We start from the raw sequence: 14,827 nt of genomic DNA, 5'->3' as shown, positions 1-14,827 counted from the left end.
AGGTTGTGATAATGAAAAGTAAATCTGCCCAAGTAAATTACCTCCTGCTACTGGCAGCGCTCCGGCAGCCAGTTTTATTGTTTCTACTAAACCAACGTTTACGAAAATGAATATTTCTGGTGCAGATGGCATGATCCCGGCTTTTAGCGAAGGGATTGATCATGCTTATAGGCTATGTACGGGTGTCAACAAATGACCAGAACACAGCATTGCAAAGAAACGCGCTCGAGTGTGCAGGATGTGAACTGATTTTCGAAGATAAGATCAGCGGTAAGGTGTCCGACAGACCAGGATTAAAAAAGGTGCTCAGGACGCTATCAGAAGGCGATACGCTGGTGGTATGGAAGCTGGATCGCCTCGGGCGCAGCATGCGGCATCTTGTCGTGCTGGTCGAAGAAATGAGGGAGCGAGGGGTAAACTTCCGTAGCCTGACCGACAGTATAGATACCTCAACACCAATGGGGCGCTTTTTCTTTCATGTCATGGGGGCGCTTGCTGAGATGGAAAGAGAGCTTATTGTTGAGCGAACACGGGCTGGCTTAGCTGCTGCGCGCGAAGATGGTCGGATCGGCGGCAGACGACCAAAGTTAACCGCAGAAGAGTGGGCTCAGGCTGGAAGGTTGATTGCTGCAGGTGAGTCTAGAAAACGTGTGGCTATAATTTATGATGTAGGGGTGTCGACGCTATACAAAAAATTTCCTGCGCGGCGTTGAGAAGACGCCACCGCGTCGTCGTATGCAAGAACGGGCGGCGGCGAACTGGCGAACGTTCGATAGTGCGAGTATTGAATGATTGCCAGTCACGGCGGATTGTACTTAAGCAATATGACGGTTCAAGGCGTTTAATCTGAAACCAGCCACATATCAGCCTCTTCAAACATTTCCTGAACAGTACGGCTTATCTGTTCCTTCTCATGCTTGCTGGCGTCAGTGTTGATCGCCGGCAGTGTCATCATCGGTTTTACCCGGACATCAGCATCAGGGAAGACCCGGTGAACCCTCTTAGTCAATTCGCCCAGAATGATATCTTTTGCACCGGGCAGGCCATCAAAATTCCTTTTGTCATAAACGAGTTCCACGAACATTGCTTATTTCCTCTTTACTGGATGGATACACAGTATTTATACTGTTTTTTTATCCAGTATTCAAGAAGGGTTAATGATGCCACGACGTAGCGATATTGAAATAGCCTGGCATGCTTCGATACAGCGAGAACCGAATGGTCGGAAGACTGTCACCACACAGCGGTTTGTCCAGGAACTGGGTAAGGTTAACTGGCACTGGACGATGAAGCAGGCCAACGATTGGATAGAATGTTATGTGACAACATTCCGCGATGTATCAACGCAGGAAGGCGAGAACCGAACCTTTCAGCTGTTCAATCCAAACGGAGGGCTTTAGCCATGGGGTTCCCTTCACCGGCCAGCGATTACGTTGAAACGAGGATCTCCCTCGATCAGCAGCTTATCAGCCAGCCAGCAGCGACTTACTTCATGCGGGCATCGCGTTCACATTTCAGGGAAGGGATACTCCAGGGTGCGCTGCTTGTGGTAGATGCGTCACTTACTGCCTGTGATGGCTCACTTCTGATATGTGCAATCGACGGGGAGTTCAGGATCAAGCGATATAGGACTCATCCTCAACCCCACCTGATTAATCTGGAGAGCGGGAGAAGGGAGGCGCTACCAGTAGATGATGACGGTTACGGTTCTGCACCCGCTATATTCGGGGTGGTTACTTACATCATTAATGATGCCAGGAACGCGGAGTTTGATGACTGCCCAGTGATGTAGGAATAGTCATGCGAAACTCAGATTGTTCATTACTGAAAAATTTGTTTAAAAAAAGCTGACCTTAGCCAGCTTTTTGTGTCTACTTAAAGTTAGTAAATGATTTTAAGTAGATTGTATATGGCAAAAGGTGAGCATAAGAGTAATAAAAAAATTATGCTCAGTTTTTTGTGCCAGGGTGCATCCAGATAGCGTTCTAGGAATCGCCACATTTGCTTTTCTCCATTGGAATAACATAGACCGCAGGCACAGGATTGACGTAGAAATAATATTACACTAATATCTACATCAAATGATGGCATGCCCTTGGCGGCGTGTGTTGGATTGGGAATGATGGCCGTCAAACACAATCCAGTATTAAAGCTCTGATTAATCAGGGCTTTTTTATTTTTAAACGAACTGTTTTCTCTTAGAATCAATTCATATTTCCTCCCACTTTTTTATCGCATTGATTTTACCACAATTATAATCTCAGGATTGGACTGCCCACTGAGCTCTATCCAAGCGATACTTAATTAGCTCTTGAAGTTATTCGCTTTATGGTGACCATTCTAGTAGGGATTCTTTTCAGGACAAGAGTTGATTTTGAGGTTGAGCTGAGGATGAAACAGTTTAATGGCTATCGGATGCAGGCCGCGTAAGGCTTGGGAGCTATGTAAACAATTGGTAAAAAATGAAAGTTTGATCGCTAGTGTTGTATCCGTGACATTTACATATGAAATTTTATAAAAAAGCCCGCATAAGCGGGCTTTCATGTCACTCAGGAGCCGCGGCTCCTTTGCGTATCCTTTTTTGTCTCCTCACCGTCTGGTCGGTGTCCTGCTGAGACTGCTAACATCCTGTTTTTGTTAGTGCTGTCCTAGCACTGTCCAATCATGATTGGTGGAGCTGGCTTGAAGCGACACCAAATACTAACTGTCTGATTCTTTGAGCAATGTAGCGGGAATCAATGTCACAGCAGTATGGCACACCCAACTAGCTACGATCAATAGCCTTAACTGCCCTGAGTTGATTGCTTTTTGGCTGCTCTGAGTTGCTGAGTGAAGAAGCGAGCTCTGTCTTTCTGTCTGAAGTCAACTTGACCGGCCGCATGCAGCTTACCTGCCAGCTTTTCTAGATGGATTATTCTTGCTGCGTTGTCTTTTGCGTCAGCCAAAGTAGCGAATTCTTTTCCGATTGAATCATAGTGTGCCCAACGAACCTTAAGTTCCCCATCCTGAATCACTATCCCTGTAAGCAGTTTGCCCTCTGAAGACGGATAAAATCGCTCTTTCTTGTCTTTAGAGGTGAGGCCATGAGAACGGATACATTTTTTAGCTTGGGCGGCAAATCCTTTTGGGATTTTTGAACCAGAGAACGCGACATCGTCAACATATGCTGTAAATACTAAGCTGTTTAAGGTCGCAAGGCTGCTAAGTTCGTCAAACATATCTTTATTGGCCCAAAACGCCATAGCCATGCTTATCGGGCTGCCTGTGGGCACTTTTCCTGCAAAGGTTGCGAGATTGGTCATTACATATGCCACATCAGGTGACATCTCAAATTTATCAACAAATGCTTTGTAGACCTTAGCAGCGCTAGTCGAGGGGAAAAACTTGTGAATGTCGAGCTTCAGAAGTTCAGTTGCTTGCTTATGTGATTCTGCATTAGTTAGTGTTGAATGTTTCTTCCGACCCGAGTGAAGATATAGAGGTAATTCGATTCTGCTTAATAAAACGCCGATCTTCCTGTGAACCGCTTTGAGTTGGGCGATCGGTTCCTGAATCTTCCTTCCTGCGTCGTTTTCGAATTCTTTGTACGCAGAGTCAAGCATGAGTTTATCAGCCTGCTTCTTTGACAAGCCTATGATATCAAATAGTTTTTTTCTGGTTTTAAGCTTGAATAGAGGGGATTGATTCAAAGGGTAAATCTTTGGGGATCTTTGAAGACTAGGGGTACGTTTTGTGCTTTTCATCATTGTTGCTCCAATCCATTATAGCCTCCATTACAGGAATCCCTTGATGGATGCAAAGATAGAGGCAACAGCTTCAGAATGAAAAACCGTAGAAAACACTTCGCTGAAAACCAAGGCAAGGATGTACTTACCGGTATCTTTGGAGTATTTCTTTAGTTTCTCCTTTACACAAAACGTTTGCTGAACACTAGCCTGGTACTTCTTACGTGTCTTTCGACTTGTACGCGTCTTTCGACTTTTACGTGTCTTACGACCCATATTACATCTCCCTTTCAGTTCCCGATGACCAACATGGCCACCAGTCTCGCCTGAACTGACAGGAATAAGAGATGTTCAGCAATTAACCCCAGTTTTCGACGTCACAGAGTGACGTCCTCTCGCCACAAATCCAGCAATCCTAGCTGTCCCAGTACGAACCAGAGCGTCGGTGATGCGTAGCATCGTAACGTTGGAACACTGCGTAAGCGTAGCATGCGTCGTGTGGGGGAGAGATTAGAGGCCGAAACCTCCACGATGGCTGACAAGCAGGCCATCAAGCTTTTGCGAGAAAGTCTCTCCTAGGTACTAGCAGGGACATTTTATGATCATATTCATGTAGTTAGCAATAGAGCGGTAAGCGATTTGTTTCGAAATGTGAGTGATGATGAGAGAGGGGAATTAGGACGCGAATTCAACTCCCTAGCAGGAAGCTGAATTCATGTATTGTTGTAGCTATAATCAGTCGAAATACCTTCAGTCGCTTTTAGCTACCCACGGGGGTTTTGGACGTAATACTCGTTTAGGCCATCTGTGTATCCTTGGTAGTAGGCTACTCGTGGGCTTCTATGCCTGACCTCAGCGGCTTGGCTTTCTAAAAGAGAATTAAGTGCCGTAGTGGCCTCAGGTTCTTGATTTGATAGGCCGGCTTGAAAACCCGCTTCGTAAGCACAACCTGCACATTTATGGCGGTGAGGATAACTTTGATCTTCAGGAAGGGTGGCAAACATGGAATCATATCGATGTGGTTCTTGGCAAGTTGTCATTGAAACCTCTAAATGTTAGAAAAGTACTCTTGATATGAGTATGGTTTTTCTTCATTCAAGGAGATCAAGGCTTGACCTTCCCCTTTATCTAAAAAATGTGAGCCGCCTCGCTTTTGGAATGTAATACCACAAATAGTGAACTCAACCCCCTACGGGGAGCTGAATTCATGCATTGCTGTAGCTATTGCCAGTCGCAAGACTTCCAGTCGCCCTTATCCCACAAATAGAAGCGAATCTCGTTATCCTTGACCCATGTCCGGATTTTGGCTCTCACATCGCCATTACTGAACGTGAGTACAGCTTGTTCCCGGTTCTGTTGTTCAAAGGATCTTAGGGCAAGAACTCCAAAGCCCCGAACAGAGAAATAGCCATCCTGCCAAGTATTATTCATATGAAGTGTGCCTCTGACATTGCTTGGACAGCTCAAATCAATGACTTGGTCTTCCAAAGATGATGCGGTGGCAAGACTGGATGCAGAGAGCATTAATGCAATTGTCAAAGTCCGTGTCAGTGTTCTCATAGTATTTTCCTTAAAGTGGGGAATTTAGGGTATTTTTGTTGCGATACATGGAGCCCAACTGCCATCCGTGTCTCTAAGATAGAATGCTGGTCCGCTATATCTGATTTGTATCTTTGCTTCTGTATGAGCGTCGGCGAAGACTAATGTTATCTGTTGGTTGGTTTCGTTTTCCGTATGCTCAAATGGCAGTGCCATCACGCCCTCAGCAGTCAGTACGTCATCTTTGATCGTTGCATGAATGCCATTCGCACAACGGAGCCAGACATTGATAGGGGGCGCTGCTAAGGCGTTTACGTTGTAGAGCAAGGCAATCAGTAAGCCCCCCTTTAGTCGCTGCAATACTTGTTCTCCAGTAAGTCGGGTCTGTTAGCCCTGACGATGCGATAAATGCTGGTAATGCCGATTCCCAACTGGTGAGATATTTCCGGTTTACTCAGCCCCTTTTCTAGCAGTTCAATAACTTCCAGTGCCTTACTGCGAGCTGTTGCTTTACGGCCTTTGTACTTACCCTTTAGCTTTGCCAGTGCTATCCCTTCGGCCTGACGCTCAAGCATCATTTCACGCTCGAATGTCGCAATCGCTCCAATCATCGTCAGCATGAGCTTTCCGGTTGGGGTGGCAGTATTTATGCCGATATTGAGGATGTTCAACGCCACACCTTTACCTTGTAGGTATTCCGAGATTTCTAGTAAGTGGCGGGTGTTACGGGCGAGTCGGTCGAGTTTCGTTACTTGAACCGTATCGCCCTCTCGGACGAACTCGAGCATTGCCAGCAGTTCAGGGCGGTCGTCTTTTGCCCCACTGACTTTTTCCCTGAATATCTTCTCGCATCCGGAGAGGGCGGAGAGTTGTGCATCCAGACTTTGCCCAGTAGTTGAAACGCGGGCGTATCCGATGGTTGCCATAGTGGACTCCTTACCCTGCCAATAGGCCATGCTATGCTGCAAAGACCTGCCAAAACGCCAAAGCAACCCTGTGGCATGACCTGAACGGGCATTCCATCGTTGCAGTGGTGGCAGATCTTTAGGGCATGGTTATTGGCAGGGGGAAAGTGGTTGGTTAGATTGAGGAAACGTCTGGGGGAGTGAACATCTTGATGATTGTTTCAAGTAGAGCTGTGGCAAAGGCAACCAAGCCAGTTATCAGTGCCGGGACGATTACATCACGTATAAACATAGTGCCTCCTGTTGTGGTTAACACGTTGCTTATACCGACGATATGCTGAGGTATTGACTAAGGGCGGTGACACTTTTCAAATGATGTGAGATCTGCCAAAAAGGTTGATGCTGTCAGCCATTACTTTGAAGTAACTCACCTATGACGACTGAATCCCTATACATTTATAGAGGCTATAGGACTGTGTTGCGGTAGGTTTTGGGGGTTACGGAGTTTGAACTCACCGCAATCCCCATGCTATCAACGTTTCGATGTAACCTTGCTCAAACGATTAGCTTGATTTCAGGTTACTAAGGATGTGCTCGACGCTTTTGGCAGGCAGCCAACGGTGAAGAGTTGTAGCGAATGATTCCAGTGGCACCTGTAACTGGCGTTGCTTCTTTGTTCTGCAATCATTACAACGGATGCCACATTTCTTCAGAGCCTCTTTGATACCACGCAACGGCTGTTTCTCGTGAGTGAGCATATCTGCATTCACGTTCTGTCTAGAATCATATGCCTTCATTGCTGAGTTCGAATCAATGATGAGTGAATCACCTTCGACAGTACGACAGGCGGTGATGATTCCGTCCAAAAAAGCTGATTCAAAGCCAATAAGGCGATTGTTTTCACGCACTAGATCAAACCAGTCATCACTTTCATCATGTTTGACCCTGATGATTGTTGTGTGAGGAGCCTCTTTTTTGATTTCTGTGTCTCTAATCAGGTCGGCTGCCTTGTTTGGTGATAAAGCGTGTTCTTCTTCGTCAAACTCAATGAGGTACAGGTGATAGTTTGAACTATCCTCATCGCCATTCCAGTAATGTTTTACCGCAAAATCAACGTAGTACTTGCCATTGCACATGCGATGCTGAGAATACAGCTCATAATCACCGTAGGTGACGCTTGTGAGTTCGGCATCGATGAATGCACGTAGTTTGTGACCAAAGACAACCTCTCTCCGACTAAGTCCTTTTGGACGGGGAAGCCTGATACCTGTGTATTGTTCGACCCAAAGAGCAACTTCAAGATGCTTGTGATTTCGGGAGCCGTAAGTCAGTAAGACTAAGGCTGAACGGACTGAAATCCACGTGTTTTTGCCGATTTGATCATATAAAACGGCACATATCTCACGAATTTCACGCTCGAAGATGTCACTGGGTAATTTTTGAACCATGCTCTGGCTGGTTTTATACCAAATAGCCCTCGAACCACGGGGCTTCGGTAGGTTTTTAAACAGCATATAGAGATTGATGTGCCACTCGTGATCGATTGTCTGACGGAACATTGCATGGCGGGGAAGAGTGCTATCCGCTGGGAGATACAGCTGGCTCTGGCTAATAATCTGACTCATTGTTAAGCCCTCCCGTTGAGCTGATGGAACATGCATAACGACGTGTAGGGTTTTACATCAGAGGTAATGTCCTGAAAATCAATTGAATTGACTAAGTCTTGCATAACTCGCTGACTAGTGGGCAAAGAGCTGCCGTAGTTGCTGGTTTGGTGACCCATCAATCGGCAAATCCTTTCCTCTGAGTCGGTAACATTCGCTAATTTATCTCTAAACAAGTGCCGGAATCCATGCAATGTGACGTGTTTGGGCTGCCCTAGGTTGTCTCTGAAATTACGAATAAACCATTCACTAGGCTTTGCGGAGTAACTGTCCTGAATTAGTGGAATATTTGGAAATAACCGAGATTCTTGCCCCACCTTCTCCTTCAAGTCACTGATAAAATTTAGAAATCCAAGTCTCACAATTTCTTTGTGTAGAGGGATATAGCGTTTCGCGTTGGGTGTTTTTAGCCACTGGTCATCACGGCGCTTGTCTACACGGATGCAGTGGACTCCTCCTACATCTTCAATATCATCAATATAGAGCTGTGCTACCTCTCCAGTTCTCATCCCTGTGGTCAGGCAAATCAGGGGAAGGAAATAGTGGTGGGGGTGTTGAATCAGTTGAGTTTTGATTCCCATATGATTTGTAAATAATGGATGACTGAATACTAATTTCGCTTCGTCATCGGTAACCGACTGTCGGTCATCTTTGTGGTTTCTCTTCGGTTGAGGGATACTTTTACTAGGAAAGGGACTGGATTTGATGTGCTTACGGTCAACTACCCAATCGAAAAAATTGGCAATTTTTCCCTGATGACCACCAGCTGTAACAAGGGCAATCCTTTTAGAATCACTATTCTGAATTAGCTCAAGCAGAGGCGACGCTGATAACTCCTCTTGTTGCAGATTGAGGGGCAACTTTGATAGGTTTTCGTATAACTCCCTCCCCATAGTGCCTGTGATCGTATGAACTTGGACATCACCAAAGAAGCTGATGACCAGTGCTCTGTACCAGTCGTATTTTTTTTGCGTTCGCCCGGCATGGCCCTTGGCTTTGTTTTCTTCTGCGTATTTGTCAAAGAGTTCAGACAGAGTGGGCGTTTCTTCTTGTTCATCGATAAAAGCGGATTGAGGGACAGCTGGAGAAGGCTGATTCCAGCGGGATTTCCGACCAAGAATGATTTCACGTGTATCTTCCAGTGATTGGACTTTCCCTAGTGCAACTTGGCGGGCAATTTCCTGAATATCGGACTCGCTGAGTGAAGATTTTAGATGAGGAAGCTTATCCAAAATGATATTGGCTTCGTCCTGACGAAGATGAGGTCTGTTGTCGAGTTTGATTCGTCCACTCAAACCCGTTAGGCACGTATCAATGTCTTCAAGGATTCTGTCGAGATCTTCTCCGGTGCGTTCAGGGCGATCAAACCAGCGTTCTGTTTCTTCCGCTGTCCACTCAGCAATTTGAGCTCTGAGCATGGAGTCGATAGTTTGTTTTGTCTTGGAGTCCATTAGATTCTTCTTCTGGTTGGGGTCCCCCAAAGAAGCAACCATATGAAGACAAAGAGTCTGCAAATGGAGGGCTAGAAGCTGGGCTCGCTTGAGGCTTGAGGTTTTTAGGCTCAATCTGAACTCGATTACTTTGCTCTGAGCGACAAAACGCTTCCTGAACCACCAAGTATGGTTACGCTTGTAGAGGTAATGAGGGATGTTGTTTGATGGCATATGGTACACTCCTGAGTCACAGTTGTGCCACACGCCCAAAGAAAAACGGCCTGAAACTCTAAGAGAATCAGGCCGTAATATTTGGTGGAGCTGGCGGGAGTTGAACCCGCGTCCGAAATTCCTACATCCTCGGCACTACATGCTTAGTCAGTCTTTACATTCGCACGCCAGCTGCGGACAGACACGCCACTAACGAACTAGCCTGATTAGTTTTAGCACTTCAGCCCCAGGCAGGACATCCGCGCGATCTCTTTTGGGTTTGACCTCTCTTGATCCCCGTCTTAAGAGCGGAAGCTAGGGAGAGAGGGCTCTTAGCAGGTTATTAAGCTGCTAAAGCGTAGTTTTCGTCGTTTGCGACTATTTTTTTGCGGCTTTTTACGAGGCCAACCGCCCCTCGGCATGCACCTTGGGTTTCGCAAATCCCGTCGAATCCAGAATCAGCCCCAATGTGTTAAGGCAAGTATAACAGACTTGTGACACGCGTGACCAGCCCCTGCAACCCCTTATCCTCAACGATTTAGCGCTCCCGTAGCGCTTCTTTTGCGCGATTAAACGGTTTGATTAAATAGTCGACGATGGTTTTTTCACCGGTTTTGATATCCACGCTGGCAATCATGCCCGGAACGATCGAGAAATGACGGCCCAGTTTGTTCTGCAAATAGTCCTGATGGGTGCGGATAAACACGCGGTAGTAGAAGACTTCTGGCTTTACTTTGTCCTGAATGGTGTCCGGGGAGATGGTTTCGACCACGCCTTCCAGTCCGCCGTAAATGGCGTAGTCATAGGCGGTGATTTTCACCAGTGCCCGCTGTCCGGGGTGAATAAAGGCGATATCGCGCGGTGACAGGCGTGTTTCTATCAGCAGGTGATCGTCGACCGGCACAATCTCCATCATCTCGCCGTTGGGCGGGATCACGCCGCCAATGGTGGTGACCTGAATGTTTTTCACGATGCCGCGCATCGGGGCGCGCACGGTCAGGCGGGTGACGGAATCTTCACGCCCTTTCAAAATGGCCGCCAGCATATCCACTTCGGCGTTGGCTTTTGACAGTGCTTCCCGCGCCTGCACGTAATACTGCGAGCGCAGGTCGGTGATTTTTAGTCCGAGGTCGCTTTTTTGTCGCTGCAGGCGCAGCACTTCCACATGGCTGGCGGCGCCGCTTTTCTCCAGCCGCTGGGTGATTGCCAGCTCTTTATTTACCGAGACCAGCGCATCCTGGAGTTCGACCATCGCGTCGGCAAGCTGCGCCCGACGGCTTTTATACAGCCGGATTTCGGAGGCGATAAGGTCGGGCCAGGCGTTCAGTGCATCGGGAAAGGTCAGCGGCAGATCGTTGACTTCGGCATTGAGTCGCGCGCTGGAGGCCAGCGAAGCGCGGTATCGGGCGGCGCTTTCGCCGACGTTAGATTCCGAGCGGGTCGGGTCGAGACGGGCCACTACCTGATTGGCCTGTACTTTGTCTCCTTCGCGCACCGTCAGTTCGGCGAGGATCCCGCCGTCAAGCGACTGCAGCACCTGTTCGCGCGAGCTGGGGATCACTTTGCCGCTGCCGGTGGAGACTTCATCCAGCGTCCCGAAGTATGCCCAGATGCCCAGAATGGCAAACAGCAGCGTGCTGAGCAGGATAATTCGGCTGGCACCGGAAAAGCGCTGTTCGTGGCGGATGTCGAGGTCGTCCATGGCGGCATCATGCGGATTGGTTTTCATTTTTCCACTCCCGACCGTGAGTCTGTGCAGGCGCGCGACTCGCGTTCAGCGCCTGTGCTTTCGGGGCATCCATCACCAGTTGACCTTCTTTTAACACCACCACGCGCTCGACCAGTTCCAGAACCGGTACGCGATGGGTGGCGACGATCAGCGTGCGGTTGCCGAGCCACTGGTTTAGCCGTTGAATAAACTCCCGCTCGGTATGTTCATCCAGCGAGGCGCTGGGTTCGTCGAGCAGCACAATATTGGGCGAGCGCAGCAGCATTCTTGCCAGCAGAATGGATTGCCGCTGCCCACCGGAGAGGCCGTTGCCGCCTTCCATAATCGGGTGTCCCAGCCCTTTGGCGAGCTGTTTAACAAAGGTGGCTGCGCCGCTGACTTCCAGCGCGTCGAATATCTGCGCATCACTGGCATGCGGCGCGCCGAGGGTCAGGTTCTCACGCAGCGTGCCAAAAAACAGGCGCGCGTTTTGGCTGAGAAAGCCGATGTTGCGGCGTAAATCGGCCATGTCGATCTGCGCCAGGCTCAGGTTATCGAGCCGGACGTCGCCCTGAATCAGCTCCACACCGCCCGCCATGGCCTGTAGTAGGGTGGATTTCCCCGCGCCGTTACGCCCGAGGATGGCGATGCGTTCCCCTGGCATCACTTCGAGGCGAGAAATGCGCAGCGGTACCTGCTGATCGTCGCTGTGGTAGCGGAAGTGGGCGTTCTCAAACAGATAGTGCCCGCGAAAGATTTCCTGATGTACCCGATTCTCATCGTGCTGGGTTTCGGTGGGGAGCTGCATAATGCTGTCCAGCCCCGTCTTCGCTGCCTTGACCTGCTGCCAGCGCGCCAAAACGCCGCACAGATTTGCCATCGGGGCAATCATTCTTGAGCCGAGCATTGAGGCCGCCACGACCGCGCCGGTAGTCATGGTGCCTTCGATGACCATCGGCGCACCGAACATAATAATCGCAGCGTAGACCAGACTTTGTACCGACATGCCCCAGCCAATCAGCCCCTGAGTCAGCTTGCGCGTGCGCAGTCCGGACTCGCCGGTAATGCGGATGTAGCTGTTCCACTGCTGCAAAAAGCGGTTCTCCGCCTGCATCAGCTTGATGTCCTCCAGCCCCTGGACGCTTTCGACCAGCACCGCGTTACGCAGCGTGGACTCGTGTGCAGCCTGGTTGGCGAGCACAGCCAGCTTCTTCTGTAACAGCAGGCCAGGCAGGATCATCAGGATCGCAGCGACGGGCGCTATCCACGCAAGCTGCGGGGCGATGCAGGCCATCACGACGATAAACAAAAAGAAAAAGGGCAGATCGACAAGGGTCGACAGGGTTGAGGAGGTGATCATCTCCCGTACCTGCTCCAGTTCGCGGAGCTGGGAAATAAAGCTGCCGGTGGAGCGGGGGATGGCGCTGTTACGCAGGCGCAGTGCGTGGCCGAACACGCGATCGGAAATGCGCATGTCGGCGCGCTTGCCGAGTACATCCATGATATGGGTACGGGCTTCGCGCAGTAAAAAGCCGAACAGCACCGCCACCAGCACGCCGGTCGAGAGCACATACAGCGTGGGATACGATTGGGCCGGGATCACCCGATCGTAAACCTGCATCGAGAAGATAATCCCGGCGAGCGACAGAACGTTAATCAGGAACGCGGCTACCATCACCGGCAGGTAAGGCCGGATGTCCTGTAGCACCAGGTCGCGCATCCAGTCCGGCTTAAAGCGCGAAACATAGCGGTCGACCCGACTGTCTTTGAGCGCCGACAGCGGGCGCAGGGCGGTAATGGTGTGGATCTCCGGCAGCAGCTCGGCAATCGCCAGCCGGTTGCGCTGGCCTTCTTCGGCGATGATAAACACATCCAGCGCATCGTTACCGTTGAAGTGCTCTATTACCATAATTTGGCCGTCGCGTAGCTCCGCCACAACCGGTAAACGCCACTGGCTGAACAGCTGTTTTGTGGTATCCAGCGCATGAAACGACAGCCCCGCCTGGCGCGCGAGTTGCGTCAGTGCGAGGGGCTTATTTTTTCCGGCAAACCACGGAGCGTTGGCCTGAATCGCGCCGGGCGAGCAGGTGACGCGATAGTGGCTGGCAATGTGGCTAATGGCCTGCGCCCACAGGTTCAGGGCGGACTCGCTAATCGTCTCTTCTACACCCGGCTCGACGTGGCTCATAGCTGGATCTCCACTGACTGGATGCTGCGATTGTTGAGGGCGAACGCCTGGCGCAGCGTGCCGGTATTGTAGAGGCAGTTCAGCTGGAGTTGACGAAGCTGGCTTTGGGTTTGCAATTCGGCAAAGCGGGCCTGATACACCTCCTGCTCGGCGTTAAGCACGTCGAGCAGCGGACGAGAGCCGAGATCCAGATATTGCTGTTGATACAGTTCGCGCGTGCGTTCGCTCAGCCGTTGCTGGCGGCGCAGGATCTGCAGGGCGGAGGCAAGACTCATCGCCTGGCTGCGGGATTCGAGCAGTTTCTGGCGCACGTCAAGGCGGGTGCGCTGGATGGAATACTGCGCCGAGTCTACCGCATGACCAGCGGCGTTGCGTCGGGCGGTGAGTCCGCCTCCCTGATACAGCGGCATCTCGACTTTCACCCACGTGGAGTACTGCGTTTTGTCGAGCACCTCATGGCTGGGATATTTGTCATTGAGATAGTGCTGCACGGAAGGCTCAAGAGAGATAGTGGGCGTCATCTGCGCGTTGGCGTAATCCAGATTGGCCTGTGCGACATTAGCCTGCGCCCAGGCTGCCAGCACCGCAGGTACCAGCCTGTCATCAGGCCTGGTGATGTCGCAGCTGCTGTCCAGTTTCACCGGGAACGCGTTGCTGACACCGTTGAGCGAATTCCAGCCAAGAAAGCTCATCAGTGTCGCCTTGCTGCTGTCGAGGTTCGCCTGATACTGCGCCAGCTGCGAACGAGCGGATTCGATACGCGCATCGGTTTGTACAACGTCAGAGAGCGACGTGGCTCCTTCATCGTTGCGTTGTCGGGTTAACCTGCCAATGCCGTTCAGAGCGGAGAGCTGCGCTTCGGCGGCGTCGACCATTTGCTGCCAGGACTGTACCTGCACAATGGCGTTGGCGGTTTCGTGGGCGACGGTGTCAATGCTGAGTAAGACGTTAGCCTGCTGCTGGGCGGCCCCTGCAGTCTCGGCGCGTACCTGACTGGCGACTTTGCCAAAGTCATACAGCATTTGCGAGACCGAGATCACCAGCGACGGGCTGAAACCATGATCGTTATAGGTATTGCTGTAGCCGTTGTTCACCCCGGCCGTGACCTGCGGATAGTATTTGGATTTCGCCACGTCGATCTGCTCATTTTGCGAGAGCAGTTTGCCGATCGATTCACGGATCGCAGGATGCCAGCTTACGGCGCGGCTTACCGCATCGTTAAGCGTCAGGTTGCCGGGCGCGGCGGCGCTCAGCGGGAGTTCGGCCACCGACCCATCCAGAGAGGGGAGCATCTGGCTGGTGGCCAGCCCTTCCGGCGTAATGATTTGCGGTTCATCTTCGGCATTCACCTGTAAGGAACAGAGCGTGAATGCCAGCAGCAACGTAACAGAGGCGACATTTCTCATCGTATATCCCTTTCAAAATACGGCAGTGACGACTGTTATTGCCCCGGAC

Annotated in this window: 10 protein-coding genes, 1 other RNA gene and 2 pseudogenes; 2 read left to right on the top strand and 11 right to left on the bottom strand. The window is 50.4% G+C overall.

Annotated features, from left to right (window positions below; all coding sequences use genetic code 11):
- Positions 1-161 precede the first annotated feature (161 nt).
- Positions 162-713 carry a recombinase family protein gene (locus tag M2374_RS21595; protein ID WP_038998783.1) on the top strand — a complete coding sequence of 184 codons (552 nt, stop codon included), beginning with the start codon at positions 162-164 and terminating at the stop codon, positions 711-713.
- Between the two features lie 128 nt (positions 714-841).
- Here the strand turns inward: M2374_RS21595 and M2374_RS21590 are convergent, their stop codons facing one another.
- On the bottom strand, positions 842-1,084 hold the full coding sequence (locus M2374_RS21590) for a DinI family protein (protein WP_047414238.1): 243 nt from the start codon (positions 1,082-1,084) through the stop codon (positions 842-844).
- A gap of 94 nt (positions 1,085-1,178) precedes the next feature.
- A pseudogene (locus M2374_RS21585) lies at positions 1,179-1,280 on the bottom strand (hypothetical protein); the annotation flags it as partial.
- Between the two features lie 6 nt (positions 1,281-1,286).
- Here M2374_RS21585 and M2374_RS21580 point away from each other — a divergent pair.
- A pseudogene (locus M2374_RS21580) lies at positions 1,287-1,792 on the top strand (S24 family peptidase).
- A 991-nt stretch (positions 1,793-2,783) separates the two neighbouring features.
- On the opposite strand, the gene M2374_RS21575 reads toward M2374_RS21580, so the two are convergent.
- From M2374_RS21575 to M2374_RS21535, 9 genes are all read right to left on the bottom strand, one after another.
- Entirely contained in the window at positions 2,784-3,746 is a 963-nt protein-coding gene (locus M2374_RS21575; protein ID WP_247752466.1) for a reverse transcriptase family protein, read from the bottom strand.
- A gap of 1,200 nt (positions 3,747-4,946) precedes the next feature.
- A complete protein-coding gene (locus M2374_RS21570; RefSeq protein WP_048240578.1) occupies positions 4,947-5,285 on the bottom strand; it encodes a hypothetical protein in 339 nt (112 codons plus the stop codon).
- Between the two features lie 326 nt (positions 5,286-5,611).
- Complete coding sequence (locus M2374_RS21565) at positions 5,612-6,190, bottom strand: recombinase family protein (protein ID WP_048240581.1); 579 nt, start codon at positions 6,188-6,190, stop codon at positions 5,612-5,614.
- A gap of 542 nt (positions 6,191-6,732) precedes the next feature.
- On the bottom strand, positions 6,733-7,794 hold the full coding sequence (locus M2374_RS21560; RefSeq protein ID WP_048240585.1) for a hypothetical protein: 1,062 nt from the start codon (positions 7,792-7,794) through the stop codon (positions 6,733-6,735).
- A gap of 2 nt (positions 7,795-7,796) precedes the next feature.
- On the bottom strand, positions 7,797-9,497 hold the full coding sequence (locus M2374_RS21555) for a site-specific integrase (protein WP_048240587.1): 1,701 nt from the start codon (positions 9,495-9,497) through the stop codon (positions 7,797-7,799).
- Between the two features lie 82 nt (positions 9,498-9,579).
- Positions 9,580-9,942: a transfer-messenger RNA gene (ssrA, locus tag M2374_RS21550) on the bottom strand.
- A gap of 72 nt (positions 9,943-10,014) precedes the next feature.
- Positions 10,015-11,178, bottom strand: a complete 1,164-nt coding sequence (locus M2374_RS21545) for an HlyD family efflux transporter periplasmic adaptor subunit (protein ID WP_117343876.1) — start codon at positions 11,176-11,178, stop codon at positions 10,015-10,017.
- 7 nt (positions 11,179-11,185) lie between these two features.
- Positions 11,186-13,372 (bottom strand): type I secretion system permease/ATPase, encoded by a 2,187-nt coding sequence (locus tag M2374_RS21540; protein ID WP_181688857.1) that lies wholly within the window; start codon positions 13,370-13,372, stop codon positions 11,186-11,188.
- Positions 13,369-14,778, bottom strand: a complete 1,410-nt coding sequence (locus tag M2374_RS21535; protein ID WP_181688858.1) for a TolC family outer membrane protein — start codon at positions 14,776-14,778, stop codon at positions 13,369-13,371. The genes M2374_RS21540 and M2374_RS21535 overlap by 4 nt, the downstream gene beginning before the upstream one ends.
- Positions 14,779-14,827 lie beyond the last annotated feature (49 nt).

The sequence above is a fragment of the Citrobacter sp. JUb117 genome (genome assembly GCF_024809055.1).
GTDB lineage: Bacteria > Pseudomonadota > Gammaproteobacteria > Enterobacterales > Enterobacteriaceae > Citrobacter > Citrobacter gillenii.
This window is presented reverse-complemented; position numbering and strand designations above follow the sequence as displayed.